The 17,134-nt window shown below is 31.8% G+C and carries 19 protein-coding genes; 10 read left to right on the top strand and 9 right to left on the bottom strand.

Annotated elements, in window-relative coordinates; translation table 11 throughout:
- Positions 1–252: 252 nt before the first annotated feature.
- The 4 genes from WAF17_RS00810 to WAF17_RS00825 form a co-directional block, all read right to left on the bottom strand.
- Positions 253–858 carry a hypothetical protein gene (locus WAF17_RS00810; RefSeq protein WP_338765032.1) on the bottom strand — a complete coding sequence of 202 codons (606 nt, stop codon included), beginning with the start codon at positions 856–858 and terminating at the stop codon, positions 253–255.
- A 27-nt stretch (positions 859–885) separates the two neighbouring features.
- Positions 886–1,452, bottom strand: a complete 567-nt coding sequence (locus WAF17_RS00815; RefSeq protein WP_338765034.1) for a YfiT family bacillithiol transferase — start codon at positions 1,450–1,452, stop codon at positions 886–888.
- A 61-nt stretch (positions 1,453–1,513) separates the two neighbouring features.
- Positions 1,514–2,128, bottom strand: a complete 615-nt coding sequence (locus WAF17_RS00820) for a hypothetical protein (RefSeq protein ID WP_338765036.1) — start codon at positions 2,126–2,128, stop codon at positions 1,514–1,516.
- Positions 2,129–2,286: 158 nt separating this feature from the next.
- Positions 2,287–2,541, bottom strand: coding sequence for an EsaB/YukD family protein (locus WAF17_RS00825; RefSeq protein ID WP_014799628.1), 255 nt, complete (start codon positions 2,539–2,541; stop codon positions 2,287–2,289).
- Between the two features lie 954 nt (positions 2,542–3,495).
- Here WAF17_RS00825 and WAF17_RS00830 point away from each other — a divergent pair.
- From WAF17_RS00830 to WAF17_RS00840, 3 genes are all read left to right on the top strand, one after another.
- Entirely contained in the window at positions 3,496–4,635 is a 1,140-nt protein-coding gene (locus WAF17_RS00830) for an SPFH domain-containing protein (protein ID WP_338765046.1), read from the top strand.
- A gap of 137 nt (positions 4,636–4,772) precedes the next feature.
- The gene (locus WAF17_RS00835) at positions 4,773–6,188 is read left to right on the top strand and encodes a CHASE3 domain-containing protein (protein WP_338765049.1); all 1,416 of its coding nucleotides are present in this window, start codon (positions 4,773–4,775) and stop codon (positions 6,186–6,188) included.
- Complete coding sequence (locus WAF17_RS00840) at positions 6,178–6,597, top strand: response regulator (RefSeq protein ID WP_338765051.1); 420 nt, start codon at positions 6,178–6,180, stop codon at positions 6,595–6,597. The genes WAF17_RS00835 and WAF17_RS00840 overlap by 11 nt, the downstream gene beginning before the upstream one ends.
- A 27-nt stretch (positions 6,598–6,624) precedes the next feature.
- On the opposite strand, the gene WAF17_RS00845 is transcribed toward WAF17_RS00840, so the two are convergent.
- From WAF17_RS00845 to queA, 3 genes are all read right to left on the bottom strand, one after another.
- Positions 6,625–7,461, bottom strand: a complete 837-nt coding sequence (locus WAF17_RS00845; RefSeq protein ID WP_338765053.1) for a hypothetical protein — start codon at positions 7,459–7,461, stop codon at positions 6,625–6,627.
- A gap of 33 nt (positions 7,462–7,494) precedes the next feature.
- Positions 7,495–7,872 (bottom strand): TerB family tellurite resistance protein, encoded by a 378-nt coding sequence (locus tag WAF17_RS00850; RefSeq protein WP_338765056.1) that lies wholly within the window; start codon positions 7,870–7,872, stop codon positions 7,495–7,497.
- Between the two features lie 106 nt (positions 7,873–7,978).
- A complete protein-coding gene (queA, locus tag WAF17_RS00855; protein WP_338770133.1) occupies positions 7,979–9,058 on the bottom strand; it encodes a tRNA preQ1(34) S-adenosylmethionine ribosyltransferase-isomerase QueA in 1,080 nt (359 codons plus the stop codon).
- A gap of 313 nt (positions 9,059–9,371) precedes the next feature.
- On the opposite strand from queA, the gene pyrE reads away from it, so the two are divergent.
- Entirely contained in the window at positions 9,372–10,055 is a 684-nt protein-coding gene (gene pyrE, locus WAF17_RS00860) for an orotate phosphoribosyltransferase (protein ID WP_338765058.1), read from the top strand.
- A 309-nt stretch (positions 10,056–10,364) separates the two neighbouring features.
- Here the strand turns inward: pyrE and WAF17_RS00865 are convergent, their stop codons facing one another.
- Both WAF17_RS00865 and WAF17_RS00870 read right to left on the bottom strand, forming a co-directional pair.
- On the bottom strand, positions 10,365–10,910 hold the full coding sequence (locus tag WAF17_RS00865) for a hypothetical protein (protein WP_338765060.1): 546 nt from the start codon (positions 10,908–10,910) through the stop codon (positions 10,365–10,367).
- Positions 10,911–10,970: 60 nt separating this feature from the next.
- Positions 10,971–11,684, bottom strand: coding sequence for a hypothetical protein (locus WAF17_RS00870; RefSeq protein ID WP_338765062.1), 714 nt, complete (start codon positions 11,682–11,684; stop codon positions 10,971–10,973).
- A gap of 403 nt (positions 11,685–12,087) precedes the next feature.
- On the opposite strand from WAF17_RS00870, the gene WAF17_RS00875 reads away from it, so the two are divergent.
- The 6 genes from WAF17_RS00875 to WAF17_RS00900 all read left to right on the top strand — a co-directional run bounded on the left by WAF17_RS00875 (position 12,088) and on the right by WAF17_RS00900 (position 16,984).
- Positions 12,088–12,666, top strand: a complete 579-nt coding sequence (locus WAF17_RS00875; protein WP_338765064.1) for a hypothetical protein — start codon at positions 12,088–12,090, stop codon at positions 12,664–12,666.
- Between the two features lie 131 nt (positions 12,667–12,797).
- Positions 12,798–13,151, top strand: a complete 354-nt coding sequence (locus WAF17_RS00880; protein ID WP_338765065.1) for a PadR family transcriptional regulator — start codon at positions 12,798–12,800, stop codon at positions 13,149–13,151.
- Positions 13,138–13,755 (top strand): hypothetical protein, encoded by a 618-nt coding sequence (locus WAF17_RS00885; protein WP_338765067.1) that lies wholly within the window; start codon positions 13,138–13,140, stop codon positions 13,753–13,755. Before WAF17_RS00880 ends, WAF17_RS00885 begins: the two co-directional genes overlap by 14 nt.
- Positions 13,756–13,909: 154 nt before the next feature.
- Positions 13,910–15,604, top strand: coding sequence for a serine hydrolase domain-containing protein (locus WAF17_RS00890; RefSeq protein ID WP_338765068.1), 1,695 nt, complete (start codon positions 13,910–13,912; stop codon positions 15,602–15,604).
- Between the two features lie 100 nt (positions 15,605–15,704).
- The gene (locus tag WAF17_RS00895) at positions 15,705–16,787 is read left to right on the top strand and encodes an Ldh family oxidoreductase (protein WP_338765070.1); all 1,083 of its coding nucleotides are present in this window, start codon (positions 15,705–15,707) and stop codon (positions 16,785–16,787) included.
- Positions 16,784–16,984: a hypothetical protein gene (locus WAF17_RS00900; RefSeq protein ID WP_338765072.1), complete on the top strand. Its 201-nt coding sequence runs from the start codon at positions 16,784–16,786 to the stop codon at positions 16,982–16,984. The genes WAF17_RS00895 and WAF17_RS00900 overlap by 4 nt, the downstream gene beginning before the upstream one ends.
- Positions 16,985–17,134 lie beyond the last annotated feature (150 nt).

Genomic DNA, 17,134 nt, shown 5'->3' on the forward strand with positions numbered 1-17,134 from the left:
TAAAACTTCTCGCTGTTAGACTTATCTATTTAACGTAATTGGTATTATATTTCTGCTTTTATGTCCCTGTCAGACACTTCAGAGTGTCAGACAGCTATGTTGGACTAAATTGTCTGACACCTTGAAGGTGTACTGACAAGATAGTTCGCAAATCAGCAAATAAAGAAGTATAGACTGGTATTTACATAAATTCTAATACCGAGTTCACGTTATTTATCTAATTTCATAGTTAATTCTAAAGTTCGTATTTGACTATATATCTTCAAGAATACAAATCACTTCTTCAAAATCGTTTCCCAAAAAGCATTTTATTTCTTTTCGTTGAGGATTAAGAACCAAGCCAAAATGCCACTCCTTATCAAAAAAAGTAAGGTGATTTTCTTTGTCAATGTGAGAAAAATAAACTTCTAAATGTTTTGGGTGGGTGTGATACCAACCGATAAGTTGTTTTTTAGATTCTGCTTCTTCTATTTTTTCTTGTTCCTCTAAAAGAGAATGCCAAGTAGTGTGATTAAAATGAAGGTGTCTCATCGAACCTTCAGCTGTTTTGGCAGCAAGGGCATAATTAACAATTCCTATAAACTTAGGTTTTGTGCTTTCATCTTCATTATTTTTATATTCTATTACTTCTCCAAACAGTAATCCTCCTTGTTCTACTTGATTATCTTGAGTGTCTTTTCCAAATCCAATATGGCTTTTTATAACATTAAAGGCTTCTTTATGGATAAAAATAGAATCTAAAATAGGTTTTTCTTTAAAAAATTTTTTTAAATTCTCTTCAAAAAAAGATTCCCAAAAAGGCGTAGTTTTAGCTTTTTTGGGAAAATAAGGAGGCGTTTTTTTTATGATTTTGAACATTTAAATGTAGTATTTTCTAATTTTAAATCAATACTTTCCTTTTGCTTCAATGGCTTGTTTGACATGTGCCAAATGATGATTTGAATGCCAAGCATAATTTGCTATAAGGTCAAAAAGAGTAAAATAAACTTGATGTTCTGGATGGAAAAATTGCCTTTCCAAATCTGATTCAGATAAAGATTCAATGATTATATGTAGCTTTTTATGAATCCCTTCCAAAATAGAAATAGAAACCTCAATAGGCAAAGTCATGTCTTGTAGTTCTGCCCATTTATTTTCTACATACGGTTTTATAGTTGGTTCTTCTTCTGTAAGAGTAAGTTTGAAACGGATAAGTGCATTGATATGACTATCCGAACAATGATGAATAACTTGCTTTATTGTCCAACCTTGAGGGCGATATTTCCAGTCTAACTCTTCCTGTGTTAAGTTTAGAAGTACAGCTTTTAGGCGCATAGGAAAATAAGAAATATCGTTTTTCCACTCCAAAACCAAATCTTTAGCTTCTGGAAACTCAAATACTGGCTTTTCAAACTTTCCAATTGGATATTTAAATTTGTCTAGTTCTATTTTATTAAGCTGATTTGTTTCCATTTTTCAAGCTAGGATAATATATAAAAACAAAACGCAGACTAAGGTCTGCGCTAGATATGATTTAATGAATTCTGAATCCACCTCTTTTGTCTTCTTGTGTGGGTTGATTTTGTTGTGCTGTTTCTGTGGTGGTAGTATCTGTTCCAAAACCTGTAATTTTGAATCCTGAACTTTTCTTAGCAGCACGTTCTTTAGTTGGGTCAGGCATTTCTTGTTTATCACAAGGAAAAATACCACTATTTCGCATACGCAAATACCAATTACGAGCTTCTTCATTGGCAGGGCTATGTTCGTTCGTAATTTCCATATCATATTGTAATGTACGAATCATACGAATCATGTGTCTTCCCAATCCTTCCGACATTTCCCAAGTTCCGTAACACCAACGCCCATTTTTAAACCAATTTGGGTGATAAATAAATGGCTCATCAAGTAGTTCTAATTGTGGTGGAGCTTGTGGATAGGCTTCTGGAAGTGTAATTTTGAGTTTGTGTTGATTACGATAAGTAGGTTGTGTATCTGTAATGCTTCTAACAAAAATCGTTACTTCGTACTCTTCTACGTAAGGAGCATTACCCACAAGTGGCTCAAAGGAAAGCAATGAACCACTAATATTTTCCATTTCTTTATAATCATTCGCCAATCGACGATTTCGTATTTCTTGAGGAGTTGCCATTTTATCAGTTATCAGTTATCAGTTATCAGTCATGCAGTTACTAGTTAAACTCCAATAATTGTATGACTTAATGGTTAATAGTTTATTTTTATAAGATTGACACTAAAAAATACTTTTTGTTGATTTTAATTCTAACTTTTAAAATCATGCTTCTAAATTTATTTTCCTGCATCAGTTGCTGGAATCACCCTAAAAGTAGTTCCGTGAGTGATACCTGCTTGTCCTAATGTTTGGTGATTAAGCATACGATTTCCTCCTTTTATGGCAAGGTTATATCCTTGCTGACTATTTTTGATAAAATCATGTGTTATAAGTTCACCTATAATTTCTTGTACACTCATTGTGTCGTCTAAAGTTGCGCTAATCATGCGTCCATCAGTTGGATGTACAAAGTTTACGTTTACGTCTGCCATGTTTAGAATTATATATTTTTGAATGAATTTTTTGAATGAATTTGTCTAATTAAACCTTAAATCTTTAGACTTATTTTCCTTATTTTACATAAGTTACTAAGAAAATGAATTGCTATCAATTATGCAAAAATAGTTTATAAAAATATTTTTAGCATTTGAGCTTCGTAAAAGTAAAGTAACTTTTACTAGAGAGACAAATTTACAGATTTAGAGTTTCAAAATCTATTTTCAAACGTAAGTTTTTAGAATTTTGTTTAGCTAAAGAACAATTATGACCTAGATATATGAGAATATATAAGTAATTAGGTAGAATTAAATGTAATAAAACCCACAACGGCTTTAACCCTCAGCGAAGCTAATTTTAATTGTGGGAAAAAGAGTCGCAAAACGATGGAAAGTGCTATTCTAGAGAAACTCTCAATAATAACTTATAAATAATTTTACTCAATTACTTATATGGATATAGGTCAATCTTGCATAGCAAATCATTTGTAGTCAGTGATTTGACTTTTAGAACAGCCTATTTATCTAACATTTTTTATTATAACTTTTGGCTTGATTTTTCGTTTCTAAGAATAAATCGTATATTTAATTATAGCTTTTTACTAAAAACCATTATCTATTGTTTTTAGTTTAACTCATAATTACCTTAAAAATAAATTTATTCATACTCATAAATCATTCTAATTATGTTGAATCTAATCTGGCTTATCTTAAAGCGTATTGACTGGAAAAAAATTATTATCGGTGTTATTATACGTGGTATTTTGAAAAAGATTTTCAAGTAAAAAATATCCTTTCTTATTACTGCAACATTAATAACCACAAAAATGCTAGTCTAAAAATCCCTTTTTTGAAAAAAACTTTCAGAAATGGGATTTTTTATTTCTTTTTTGTAAATTATGAGTACGTTATAATAAACAAATTTATCATTACTAACTAAAACATTTTTTTATGGGACTTTGGGACAAAATTAGTGGGCAGTTTATCGATGTCATCGAATGGATAGACAATAGCCGAGACACAATCGTTTATAGATTTAAGCGAGATGGAAACGAAATAAAATACGGAGCACAACTTACTGTTAGAGAAGGACAACAAGCTGTTTTTATTAATGAAGGACAATTAGCAGACGTTTTTCCTCCTGGTAGGTATGAGCTTACAACACAAAATATGCCTCTCCTAACAACTCTAAAAAGTTGGAAATATGGATTCAATAGTCCGTTTAAGGCAGAAGTTTATTTTGTAAATATGCGCCCATTTGTAGATAATAAATGGGGAACTCGTAACCCAATCCGTGTAAGAGACCCAGAATTAGGCTCTATGGGAGTCGAAATTCGTGCTTTTGGTAGTTTTGATTTTAAGGTGATTGAACCAAGTCGTTTTCTTATTGACATTGTAGGAACAGACGGACACTTTACGACAGAAGAAATTACGACAAAGCTCAAAGGTTTGGTAGTTAAGCAGTTTACAGACGGATTAGGAGAAAGTAAAATTCCGTTCTTAGATTTGGCTGCTAATTATGAAGAGCTAGGTGCTATGATTAAGAAAAAACTAGTGTTGGATTTTGACCGTTATGGTGTCGATATTACGGATTTTTTGGTAGAAAATATGTCTCTGCCAGACCACGTGCAAAAAGTGCTTGACCAAAGAAATGAAATGGAAATTATGGGGCGTTCAATGCAAGGAAACCTCAATAATTATACGCAGTTTAAGATGGGACAAGCTATGGAAGACTCGGCAAACAATCCGAACGGAGGAAATGACGGAATGAGTATGGGAATGGGAATGGCAATGGCGAATCAAATGTCTAACCAAATGCAAAACCAACAGCAGAATCAAAATCAGAACCAAGGACAGCAGCAGAATAGTACGCCACCTCCAATGGCTTCTTTTCATGTACACTTAGACGGACAACAAGCAGGACCTTTTCCGTTAGGAGAAATACAAAAAATGATACAAAGTGGAAAAATTACTCGTACTTCTTATGTATGGAAAGCAGGAATGGCAGAGTGGGCAGCAGCTGAAAAAGTAGCAGAACTACAAGGTCTTTTTGGAAGTGTTCCACCACCATTGCCACCACCACCCATGTAGAATTGCTGAAAATTATATATTATTTATAACCAAAATATAATTTTTGAGTTATATCTAAAAATTCCTATTTATTAATTAAATAGGAGTTTTTTTTTGACAGGGATGTTTTATAACCTCATTTTTTAGACTATTTTTTTATGTCATTTCGTCGTCCTCAAAAAGATAAATTAACTTATCAAAGAAGAGTGGAGAGTCGTAAAGTAATTCGCACTTTATCGATTGGCTTAGGACTCATTCTTATACTCTTAGTAGGGTATTTTGTCTCTCAAAAAATAGAGAATAATATACAACAAGAACTTAGAGAAATTTTGCTTTTAGAAGGTGAGTTAGGAGATTTACTTTCTTCTGTTCAAGATGCTGAGACAGGTCAGAGAGGATTCTTGCTAACTTCTAACGAAGAGTATTTGAAGTATTATTACATAGCCTTAGAGAAAACACCACAACTTATAAAGGAAATAGAAGAGTATCCAAATTCAGATACTGTTTTCAAAGAAAAATTATATCTTATAAAAGAGCTTATTGATGAAAAGTTTGAAGAACTAAAAATGACTATTGACTACAAAAATAATAATGAAGCAGCAAAAGCATTAGAACTAGTAAATTCAGATATAGGAAAAGACCTTATGGACAAAATACGAATACGAATAAGAGAGCTTAGAAAAACGAGTTACCAATCTTTAGAAGAAAGTAGAGAAGAAATTTTAATCATAAACAAGGTAGTTGTTACATTTCAACTAATTGCATCGATAGCTATGCTATTTATTTTTTATAATATTTATTCTATTCTACGTCCTCTTATTGATAATTTGGTTGAATCTAATAATGAATTAGAGAGAAGAAGAGAAATCTTAAAAGAAAAAAATGAACAATTAGAACGTTTTGCTTATATCGCTTCTCATGACTTGAATGAGCCTTTACGTACCATTACAAGCATAATAAATATTCTTGAAGAAGATTATGGAGATAAATTTGATAAAGAAGCCAAACAAAATTTTACCTTTATTACTTCGGCAGCCAAGAGAATGAAAAAAATGATAGATGGCATTCTGAATTATTCAAGAATTGGAAAGTCTAGTGAAGTAGAGGAAATCGAATTAAATGCACTATTATACAATTTACAAAAGGATTTATCATTGTTGATTGAAAAAAAACAAGCAACTATTTCATTTGACAAACTTCCTATTATCAAAGGGTTTAAGTTAGAGTTAAGACAGCTTTTTCAAAATTTATTGACCAATGCACTCAAATTTAGCAAAGAAGGTGTTGCACCAATAATAGAAATAACAGTAGAAGAACAGCCTCAAAGTTGGAAGTTTTTAGTAAAAGATAATGGAATTGGTATTCCAGAAGAGCATAAAAAGAAAATATTTGGTATATTTGCCAAATTACACCGTAATTCAAAGTACGAAGGGCAGGGAATTGGACTTGCTTTTTGTAAAAAGATAGTTTCTTTACATAAAGGTAAAATAGGAGTAGAGTCAGAGTTTGGAATCGGAACTATATTTTATTTTACTATTTCTAAAAATATAAATCAGAATAACCATGAAATCTAAACTAGATAAAATTTTGCTCATTGATGATTCAGAAGCTGATAATTATATTCATAGCCGAGTAATTAAAAAAGCAAACGTAACAGACGAAATTGTAGTAAAATTAGGAGCGCAAGCAGCTCTTGATTATTTACAAAAGAGAGAGAATGGGCAATATCCTAATCCAGACCTTATCTTTTTAGATATAAATATGCCAGGGCTCAATGGTTGGGACTTTTTGGAAGAGTACAAAAAATTAGATAAAGAGCAGAAAAAGGGGGTTGTTGTTTGTATGCTTTCTACTTCTGCACCTGATATCGAACAACAAAACATAACAAAGTATGATGATATAAAATCATATTCTCAAAAGCCACTTACTAATGAAGCTTTAGAATATATTATAAAAGAAGTATATCCAGAAAAAGTAGAATAAAGTGAAATGTTGAGTTGTTTTTTCTATTTAATAACTCTCTTCAAAACTTTTATTTTTTAAGCTTTTTAATAATCTTAAAAGTTTACTCTGTCCTCCTTTATCATACCAACGAGCGACCTCTTCTTGTGCTACAAAATAATGTAGTTGAGCATCTTCTGTAAAAAACTGTTCAGTAGTTTGAAGATTTTGTAGAGAAAAGGAAGAAAGATTTATAGAATCTGAAGTTGTATGAAAACTATTTTCATAATTCAAGTTAGAACTATCTTTTTCTAAGTCAATCAAGGTTTGCCAATCATCTTGTAGAGATGTCCAATATTCAAAACGCTTATCGACAAGCATTGCCAGACCTTCATCAAACCAAATTGGTATTTTTTTCCTTCTTGTCTGCCAACCTAATCTTTGCATAAGTTCGGCATGAGAAAGCTCATGGCTCAAAACATCTACATTTGTACCGTTGGGAGCAAGAATAATATAAGCTCCAAAAGGTGTAAGGTGTGTCATTCCCGTCTGAACTTTTTCCTCTTGAGAGTTTGAATGACCAAAAATCTGCATCACTTCACTTGTATTTCCTACCAAAATTGAAGGTTTTGCTTCTGTTTTTCCAAAAATAGAATCTATTCTTAGTCTTGATCTTTGATAGAGAAGAATGATGTTTTGACGCTCTTCTTTATCCATTTGAGGACTTACATAAATAGTGGCTTGTTCGAATTTTAATTTGTCTAAATAAAGTTCTTTAAAAAAAATAGTTCTAATAAGGTTTGGAGCATAAAAAAAACTAAGAACAAGAATCCAAAAAATAAACAATAAAAAAGCTATTCCTATCCATTTTTTGATAGAAATAGGAGGCTTGAAGAATTTTAGCATTACTTTTTTATCAGTTTTTTAGGAAGTTATTTTCTAAACGAGGTTTCTTTTTTCCATTTCAATAATAAAACTTTCTTTCAAGTCTTTTTGAAAAAGCTCAATCATTTCTTGTTCAGCTGCATCAATACCATCACTAGCCTTAGCAACCTTTTGCAAAATTTCTATTAAGTAAATATACTCTTCATCGGGACCGTGCTGTGTAAAAGTATCTAAAGCTTTCTTATAAACTTGTTTTAAATCAAGTGCTTTATTGGCTTCATAATTAAATGACCATTTTATTTGAGATGCCCAAGCATGTCCTTCCAAAATCCTGTCCAAAGCCTGTATTTCTTTGGGTTGGATAAGTCCATCAGCCATAGCTAAGGCGTAAATTAGTTCGCCAAAAGCATCATATAAACGTTCTTTGTTCATTTTTATAGATATAAGAGTTATTATTACTAGCTAGGCATTTTGCCAAAAAAACCTTTTATTTCACTATAAATAAAAGGTTTTTTCTAAGGTTTTGTTTCAAAAAAACTTAAATAATAAGCATTGCATCGCCATAACTAAAGAAACGATATTTTTCCTTGATAGCCAGTTCATAGGCTTCCATAATTAGTTCGTAACCACCAAAGGCACAATTCATCATCAAAAGAGTAGATTGTGGATAATGAAAGTTGGAGATAAGAGCGTTACAAATTTTGAATTCATAAGGAGGAAAAATAAATTTATCAGTCCAACCACCATTTGGTTTTAAGTGTTCGCTTGCCGAAACTGAAGATTCTAAGGCTCTCAAAGAAGTTGTTCCGATGGCACAAATTCTCTTTTTTGCATCGATGGCTTCATTTACAGCCTTTACAGTTTCTTCCCCTACATCAAAATTTTCAGAATCCATTTTATGTTTTGTCAAATCTTCTACTTCTACTTGACGAAACATTCCTAGACCTAAGTGAAGCGTAATTGGATGAAAACTTGCTCCTTGTAATTGTAGTTTTTTCTGTAATTGAGGCGTAAAATGGAGACCAGCCGTAGGAGCTGCAACTGCACCTTTATTTTTTGCAAATATAGTTTGAAAGCGTTCTTTATCAGAGTCTTCAGCTTCCCTACCAATTTCACGAGGGAGAGGGGTTTCTCCCAATTCTTCTAATGTTTTATAAAATTCTTCAGGTTCGCCATCATATAAAAAACGAATAGTACGACCTCTTGAAGTAGTATTGTCGATAACTTCTGCTACTAATTCTCCTTCCCCAAAGAAAAGTTTGTTTCCCACTCTTATTTTACGTGCAGGATCGACAAGTACATCCCAAAGATGCGAATCAGGATTTAATTCTCTCAATAAAAAAACTTCAATTTTGGCATTTGTTTTTTCTTTGTAGCCATACAAACGAGCAGGAAAAACCATTGTATCGTTCATAATCATTTTGTCGCCTTCCCCAAAATAATCTAATACGTCTTTAAACATTTTGTGTTCGATAACGCCTGTATCACGATGCACAACCATAAGGCGAGAATCATCACGATTATCAGTAGGGTATTTTGCTGTCAATTCTTGAGGTAAATCAAATTTGAATGACGATAATTTGTAGCGTTTTGTAGATTTATAACCAGGAGCTTTAATAATAGTTGTAGGTTTTGGAGTGATAGATTTACTAATTTTTACTAAGTTGTTTCAACAAAATATATTATTGATTTCTGATTTAGATTATTTTTCAAATCAGAGGATAACTATCGAAACTAACTACAAAAATACAGAATAGTTACTTTATGCTCAAATTATTTTTCATAAAAATAGAATACAACACAAATATTTTATTTTTTTAGTCTTAAAAAACGTTTCTGCTTCAAAAATATCTTATTTATTCTTATAGGTTTTAACCTACTTTTTTGATTTTCAATTCGTAATTAAACAACTGAATAATTACCTTTGTAGAATGAAAGAAACTACTCCACAATCAGAATTAGAAACAGAGAATTTTTCTTCTGTTGCTCATCAAATAGCTTCTATGCTTTTAGAAATTGAAGCTGTCAAATTACGTCCTCATGAGCCTTTTCAATGGGCTTCTGGCTGGAACTCTCCTATTTATTGTGATAATCGCTTGACGCTTTCTTACCCTAAAGTCAGAACTTTTATTACAAAGGCATTAGTAGAAATGATAAAAAAAGAGTTTCCTGATGTTACAGCTATTGCAGGTGTAGCAACGGCAGGAATACCACAGGCTGCTCTTGTAGCACATCAGCTTGATTTGCCAATGTTGTATGTACGCTCAAAACCAAAAGAACACGGAACGCAAAGCCAAATTGAAGGGAAATTGAATAGTGATGATAAAGTTGTTTTGATAGAAGATTTAATATCAACAGGTCAAAGTTCTTTAGCAGCTGTTCATGTTTTGCAATCTACACGAGCAAAAGTAATTGGAATGGCAGCTATTTTTACGTATGGTTTCGACCGTGCAGTTCGTAATTTTTCACAAGCAGCTATTGACTTGAAGGTACTTAGTGATTATTCTACATTAGTAGAAGAAGCAATTTCTCAAAATTATTTGGAAGAAAAAGACCACGAGATTTTGAAGAAATGGAGAGACAAACCCGAAAACTGGATGCCAAAAAAGAAATAAGTTAATTGTCATTGAAGTTGTTTAAGAATGTGAATTTTTCCGTAGAATTGGGTTTGCAAATCCAATTCTACGGAAAAATAACCCAGCCTTTGTTAGTGTTTTAGCGTAGCGACACCAACAAATAAACGTACAAAACCTATTCTTAAACAACTTCATTGTCAATCAAAAAAACCTAAAAATAAAGTATATTTTTAGGTTTTTTGTTTCTGATAAAAATGAAATATAAGACTAGAAATGGATATTAAATAAATTACTATTTTCGAATCAATAGCTGACTGGTGTTCAATGAATTAAACTCGTAATTGTTCCCTATCTCAATCTCAAATAAGCAGCTTTAATTTTGCCTCTTGTAAACTCAACAGAAGAAGTATCTACCGTACCACTATCAGATTCAGTAGTTTTATCAAAGCTAAAATTGAAATCAGCTTCTAAAATATAACGAACTGTATCATAACGAGTAATGTTAATTGTACCCTCAGGAACATCTTCGCCTTTGTAACGAATAATTGGAATAGGAAGACCTACAGTGTCAGTAGTATCACGAGGAGCTACTGTAAAAGAACTAACTTCAGGATAAGGAATGAAAAGATAAAGTTCGCTTCCATCAATTGATGAATTTCCTTGTATTGTTAGGATAGTATCTCTTCCTAATGAATCTCTACCAAAGCTTTGTACTTGAGGTGAGCTTGTATTCCAATAAAGACAGTCAGCAACATATCCTTCCATAGTCGAAACGGCTAATGGGTTGTCATCATTATTTGACTCACAAGCAACGGCTAAAAAAGCAAAGAGAGCTAAAAAAATGTAAGCAAAATTGGATACAAATTTATTTTTATTTCTGATTGAATGAAACATAGAATAGGCTATTAATATATAGTATGAATTGATTTTTTTAAATGAATTTATGATGTTTTTTTATTGAGGGCCACCACCAAAAGGAATACGAACGCCTAAGTTAGCTCTCCAAAAATGATGTAAATGAGGAGTATAAGCTGTTACATTCGAAACATAATCTTTAAAACGATACGAACCGCCACCTTCAGCAAAAAGATAGAAAGAACCTAAATATACTTCTGTGCCGATTCCTGCATTTAAGCTCAAAAGCCAAAATTGTTGGTCTTGGAAATAATTACCTTCTGGAAAAAGACGATACCCATCATTAGGCTCATTGTCTTCAAGTGTCCAATCAATTGTGTACATTCCTCCACTTAATCCACCATACGTATAGAATCCACCTCTATCGTTATAAGCTCCAAAAAGGTAATAACGTAAGTTAGCTCCTAGTTCGGCAGCCATACTTTTACTCGTAATCATATAATCATACACAAACTCACCACGTTCCGTTCCCAACATAAAAGAACCTTCCAAGTTAAGAGATGTTTTATAATTCAGACCTATATTTAGGCGTGTTTCTAGCCCAGCAAAAGGAGGGAAATCTTCTACTCTACCAAAAGGAAAACGATCTTCTTCACCTCCAATAAATTTTTGATAACGTGCAGCCACACTCATACTTACTTGTGCTTGTAGTTGGCTAGTAGAAAACATAAGAAGTGCTATAAAAAGCATCAGAAATATCCCTATTTTTTTGAGAGATATAGAAAAAGGAGTTGAAGTCATAATTGCAAACATAATATGGAATATGGATTTTTTTTATTTCGTTGTAATGATTTGATTTTTTTTTAATAAATCTATTTAGTTGAAAAAATCAAAGTTATATCTATACAAGACTATTAAAATCAAATATAGTTTTATTAAACTTTTGGTAAAACTAATAATTTTCTTTCATTTTTCTGACTTAATCGTCAAAATTTGCTCAAAATTTGCTTCAAGTTTATAGAAAGTAGTTTTGTCTCAATAAGATACTCTAATGATAATAACGATAATAATAATGAAACGTTATTTATCACAATTTATTGAAAATATATTACCAAAATTATAATATAGACTATTTTTCTATCAATTTCGTGATTTTCTTTGAATATTTATTTAAAGTTTTTTATCTCAAACCTCATATCTCAAATCCTATACCTTAATGAACCAGCCAACAAATAATTCTGAAACAATTTCTGAAAAAGTAGTTGCTATTAACTCAGAACGTGAACTAAAAGAACAAAACAAAAAAGTACGAATTTTATCTTTAGGATTTGTTTTTAGTGTTTTTATTGCTTTCTTTTTACTACTTTCTTTTTCTAGTAAGGCACAAAATGCAGATAAAAATAAATATCTAGCTACTTTTCAAGACAAAACATATATTGGTCTTGCGACTGAAGATAATGTAGAACTCATTTATACACAATGTGGCGACCCAATAAGCACTTTTTATTTTGATGTTAGCAATGGAGAGCCTATGTTTGTAATGGCAGGTTTGTATGATATTATGATGTACCAACTTACTTCTGTAAAAAAAGAAAATGATAAATTTGTTTTAACATATAAAGATGCGAAAGGACAAAAACAAGTAGCACAACTTGAAACAGAATCTAATAATGAGAAAATATATGTTATTTTTGAAGGAATGAAGATGGGTTTTGCTGTCAAAGAAAAAATGAATATCTACAAGATTTCTAATGATTGTGATGAGATGAGATTAGCTACACCAAATAAAAAATAAAATAACGCTTAATATACCTTTGAACAGGTTTTTTTAGAAAAAAAAGAAAAAGTTGCACAAAAAATGCAACTTTTTTTTGTGCTTTGAGTATAAATACATAGATTTACGATGTATTAAAACTCTATGTAAAAATGAAAACAAATCCAAGTAAAGAATTACTCAAAGGAACACTAACCACAATTATACTACGATTGCTTTCCGAAAAAGGCAAAATGTACGGATATGAACTGGCGCAATGTGTCAAAGAAACTACTGATGGCAAAGTCTTGATAAAAGAAGGTTCATTGTATCCTGCTCTTCACAAATTAGAAGCTGATGGCTTAATTGAATGTGAAAAAGTGATGATAGGAAAGCGAGTACGCAAGTATTATCATCTCACACCAGCAGGAGAAACAGCAACAGCAAAGGCAATCAATGAACTTTTAGAGTTTTTGAGTACAATCCATCATTTAATAACTACCGAACCGATTTATGGTAACACTTAATGAAAATCAAGTAGAATTGATTTGTGAACATCTTTTCAGAAATCCTCTTCAAGATACTGATTTGCAAGACAGTTTGTTAGACCACTTTTGTTGCTTTGTAGAAAGCAAAATGAGTGAAGGCTTTTCTTTTGAGGAGAGCATCAAAGAGGCTTCTGTTTCTATTGCTCCCAATGGAGTAGGTGAAATAGAGGAAGAATTATTTTTTATTATTCATTTCAAAACCCAAATTACTATGAAACGCATCTTGTATTTTTCTAGCTTTTTAGTAGCTTTTTCGCTTTCTTTTTCTTTCCTTTTTAAGGCTCTACACTGGCCTTATGCTAATATTTTATTGCAATTAGGTAATATTATTTTGCTCTTTTTTGCTCTACCAAGTTTAGTAATATTGGCTTTCAAGAATAAAAATAGCCTTGAAACAATGGACAAAATTCGTCTGAGTATTGGCATTCTAGCAGGTGGTTTGATAAGTACAGGAATGATTTTTAAGGGGTTGCACTTTCCTTATGCAAGTATTCTTTTTGTTGTTGGCTGTGCTGTCTTTTCCTGTCTTTTCCTGCCTATCTTCTTTTATCAACTTTATCAAAAATCAGTTCGATTAGCTTAACCATAATCCTATTAGTAGTCTTCTAAAATTCTTCTTTCAAGAATAGAAGACTATTTTTTACTTCTTTTTTTAAAAAAACTCCTCAAAGCAATAATCAGAACAATCAGTTTATTTCTTTGGCTGGGATAATATTGCCTTCTAAAAATTACTTTTAATGAAAAATTTATCTTTAATCCATCTGGTTCATCTTTTTCTAATACTATCATTTTGCTTAGTTAGCCATACTACTTTTTCTCAAAATTACTCCACAAATTGGAAATCAGAAATTGATTCTATCCTTCAAAAAAATACTCAAAATCAAGATTTAGGCGTTACAGTTGGGATTACTCAGCAAGGAAAATTAGCATATCACAATTATACAGGTTTAGCAAATTTAGAATATCAAGTTCCCTTTAATGACAGTACCGTTTTTGGATTGGCTTCAATTACTAAGCAATTTACGGCTGCTTGTATTGCAGTTTTAGAAAAAAAACAGCTTTTGAGTGTAGAAGATGATGTTAGAAAATATATTCCAGAACTTCTTTTTTATGATGATACTATTCGTATAAAGCATCTTCTAAATCACACAAGTGGAATTCGTAATCACAATGTACTTCTGAGCTTACGAGGATTTGATTATCAACATAGAGGTTATACCAACAAAATGATTGAGAGTTTAATGTTTCGTCAGCGTGGAGTAAATGATATTGCAGGAAAAAAAATGTTGTATTCAAATACAAATTATGTCTTTTTGGCTTTGATTATAGAACGAGTTTCTAAAAAAACAATTTCAGAGTTTGCAAAAGAAGAAATTTTTGAACCTTTAGAAATGAAATCTACATTTTATAAAAATGATTTGGAAAGTATTGTTCCTAACAAAGCCTGTGCATATTACTTTGATGGAGAAACGTATAAACACCCAAAATCTCTAACATTATGTGTAGGAGCTGGAGGCGTAGGAAGTACCATTTCAGATATGGCAAAATGGGCAAAGATATTTTTAGATGATACTCATGAATTTGCTTATATTGCCAAATTTTTAACCACAAAAGATGCTCTTAATGATGGTTCTTTCATAACACAGGCTCGTGGTGTTTTTGTGTGGGAGTTTGAAGGAAATACTTTGGTAGGACATGGAGGAAGAGATATAGGAATGCATTCTTATTTTGTTTGTGTTCCCAAAAAAGAAATATCTATTATGGTTTATACCAACTCTGAACATATTAATGCTCAAGGAATTGCATTTGATATTTTGGAAAAATTAGTTACTCAGAAAGAAAACAAAAATAAAATAGAAAAAGCTGATTATCAACATTCTAAAGAAGAGTTAAACTTGTTTTTAGGTTCATATCAAGAACTGAATAGTGATTTGTTGATGATTTTTTTTGTAGAAAATGACACTTTAAAAGTAAAAACCAGTATGGGAAACAATGCAATTTCATTATTGACAGAATCAAAAAATACTTTTCATCGTATCCATGCTAAAAATGTAGTCTATAATTTTTATAATACTTCAAAAGAAAATAAGAATAAAGATATGGCTTTGAGTGTGAATTTTGGAGGAGGAGTATTTTATTTTGAAAAAATAGATTTATTTAAAAAAGAGAAAATCAATACAAACGACTATATAGGAAAATTTTATTCTGATGAGTTGGATGTTACTTATCAAATTTTTCAAAAAAACGGCAAATTAATTCTTTCTTTTCCAAATAATGAAAACATGCAATTATCTTCAAGAAGAAAAGATGAGTTTGGAACAAATCAAAGAATGAGACTTTCTTTTCAGAGAAATAAAAAAGGAAAAATAGATGCTTTTGAGGTAGCAGCAGAAGGAACGGTAAAAGAAATATTATTTGAAAAGGAAAAATAAAAGAAAGACTAAAAAAGCAAGATTATTAATAGTAATTTTTTTTCTTAATTTTGAAAGATTAAAACTATTCCTCTTCTATTTCAAGAAAAAGAAAATTTATATGTTCATTATAAAAGATACTACTCTCAAAGAATTTGTAATTGATGTTTTTATTCAAATGGGTTGTCCAAAAGATGATGCTTTTTTAGCTGCTGATGTTTTGTTAGCTGCTGATTTGCGTGGGATAGATTCTCATGGTGTTGCTCGTCTGACGGGTTATGTGCGTTTATGGGAAGTAGGACGTATTAATCCTACTCCAAACTGGAAAGTTACTTATCAAACTCCAAGTACGGCAACCATTGATGCAGATGCAGGTCTGGGATTGGTTGTTGCACCAAAAGCAATGCAAGTAGCTATTGAAAAAGCTGAAAAAGTAGGTTCTGGTTGGATTTCTGTCAAAAATTCAAACCATTTCGGAATTGCAGGGTATCACTCTATGATGGCAGCCGAAAAAGATATGATAGGTTGGGCAATGACAAATGCAAGTCCATTGGTTGCTCCTACTCATTCTAAAGAGCGCATGTTAGGGACAAATCCGATTGCAATAGCTGTTCCTGCAGGAGAGGAAAACGATTTTGTGGCTGATTTTGCAACAACAACAGTAGCCAATGGTAAATTAGAAATCTTGCAACGAAAAAATGAAGATGCTCCTCAAGGTTGGGTACAAGATAAAAATGGAAACACAACCAATAATGCAGCAGCTCTGAAAGATGGTGGCGCACTTTTACCTTTGGGTTCTGACCCTATGCGAAGCAATCATAAAGGATATTGTTTAGGTTCGGCTGTCGATATTCTTTCGGCTGTACTTTCTGGTGCAGGTTATGGTCCTTGGGCGCCTCCTTTTGTTAGTTTTCTGCCTGTTCCGTCTGACCCTGTTGGACAAGGTTTAGGGCATTTTTTGGGTGCTATGCGAATTGATGGTTTTCGTCCAAAAGAAGAATTCAAATCTCACATGGATAATTGGATTCGTCGTTTCAAAAATGCTACTCCTATTGATGAGAATCAAAAAGTAATCATACCAGGAGAGCCAGAGTTAGAAAATAAAGCCTATCGCCTTGAAAATGGAATTCCCCTTTTAGAACCTGTCGTGAAAGATTTGGAAGAGGTAGCTAAAAAATTGAAGTTAGAAAAATTGAAATTTTGATAGGAAATAATTTTACGAAAGTTGTTAGTGGAGATACCAACAACAGTAAAGACTCTTTAGAATGTGATTCCTCTTTTGTAACATTTTGTAATTATAATTTTCAGAAATATAATGTATTTTTAGCTGCATCGCAGCGTAATATTGTTGTTGTGATTTATAATTATAAAGTTTTAGGTGGTATTATAAAAAGTATGTAAGTTGGTTGTTGGTGTCGCTTTGCTAAAACACCAACAACGGCATCGTGGGTAGTTTTTAGTTGCATAATTTTGCTATTTTAAAACACTTTTTTTTAAAAAAAACATATTTTGCGTAAGACCACCGAATTTCAATGCTACGCAGCTTTTTGA

Source organism: Bernardetia sp. ABR2-2B (assembly GCF_037126435.1).
Taxonomy (GTDB): domain Bacteria; phylum Bacteroidota; class Bacteroidia; order Cytophagales; family Bernardetiaceae; genus Bernardetia.

Excerpts from the sequence above, each read along its gene's own strand:
- WAF17_RS00810 (WP_338765032.1), bottom strand. The coding sequence starts at position 858 with ATGTTCAAAATCATAAAAAAAACGCCTCCTTATTTTCCCAAAAAAGCT.
- WAF17_RS00815 (WP_338765034.1), bottom strand. The coding sequence starts at position 1,452 with ATGGAAACAAATCAGCTTAATAAAATAGAACTAGACAAATTTAAATAT.
- WAF17_RS00820 (WP_338765036.1), bottom strand. The coding sequence starts at position 2,128 with ATGGCAACTCCTCAAGAAATACGAAATCGTCGATTGGCGAATGATTAT.
- WAF17_RS00825 (WP_014799628.1), bottom strand. The coding sequence starts at position 2,541 with ATGGCAGACGTAAACGTAAACTTTGTACATCCAACTGATGGACGCATG.
- WAF17_RS00830 (WP_338765046.1), top strand. The coding sequence starts at position 3,496 with ATGGGACTTTGGGACAAAATTAGTGGGCAGTTTATCGATGTCATCGAA.
- WAF17_RS00835 (WP_338765049.1), top strand. The coding sequence starts at position 4,773 with ATGTCATTTCGTCGTCCTCAAAAAGATAAATTAACTTATCAAAGAAGA.
- WAF17_RS00840 (WP_338765051.1), top strand. The coding sequence starts at position 6,178 with ATGAAATCTAAACTAGATAAAATTTTGCTCATTGATGATTCAGAAGCT.
- WAF17_RS00845 (WP_338765053.1), bottom strand. The coding sequence starts at position 7,461 with ATGCTAAAATTCTTCAAGCCTCCTATTTCTATCAAAAAATGGATAGGA.
- WAF17_RS00850 (WP_338765056.1), bottom strand. The coding sequence starts at position 7,872 with ATGAACAAAGAACGTTTATATGATGCTTTTGGCGAACTAATTTACGCC.
- pyrE (WP_338765058.1), top strand. The coding sequence starts at position 9,372 with ATGAAAGAAACTACTCCACAATCAGAATTAGAAACAGAGAATTTTTCT.
- WAF17_RS00865 (WP_338765060.1), bottom strand. The coding sequence starts at position 10,910 with ATGTTTCATTCAATCAGAAATAAAAATAAATTTGTATCCAATTTTGCT.
- WAF17_RS00870 (WP_338765062.1), bottom strand. The coding sequence starts at position 11,684 with ATGTTTGCAATTATGACTTCAACTCCTTTTTCTATATCTCTCAAAAAA.
- WAF17_RS00875 (WP_338765064.1), top strand. The coding sequence starts at position 12,088 with ATGAACCAGCCAACAAATAATTCTGAAACAATTTCTGAAAAAGTAGTT.
- WAF17_RS00880 (WP_338765065.1), top strand. The coding sequence starts at position 12,798 with ATGAAAACAAATCCAAGTAAAGAATTACTCAAAGGAACACTAACCACA.
- WAF17_RS00885 (WP_338765067.1), top strand. The coding sequence starts at position 13,138 with ATGGTAACACTTAATGAAAATCAAGTAGAATTGATTTGTGAACATCTT.
- WAF17_RS00890 (WP_338765068.1), top strand. The coding sequence starts at position 13,910 with ATGAAAAATTTATCTTTAATCCATCTGGTTCATCTTTTTCTAATACTA.
- WAF17_RS00895 (WP_338765070.1), top strand. The coding sequence starts at position 15,705 with ATGTTCATTATAAAAGATACTACTCTCAAAGAATTTGTAATTGATGTT.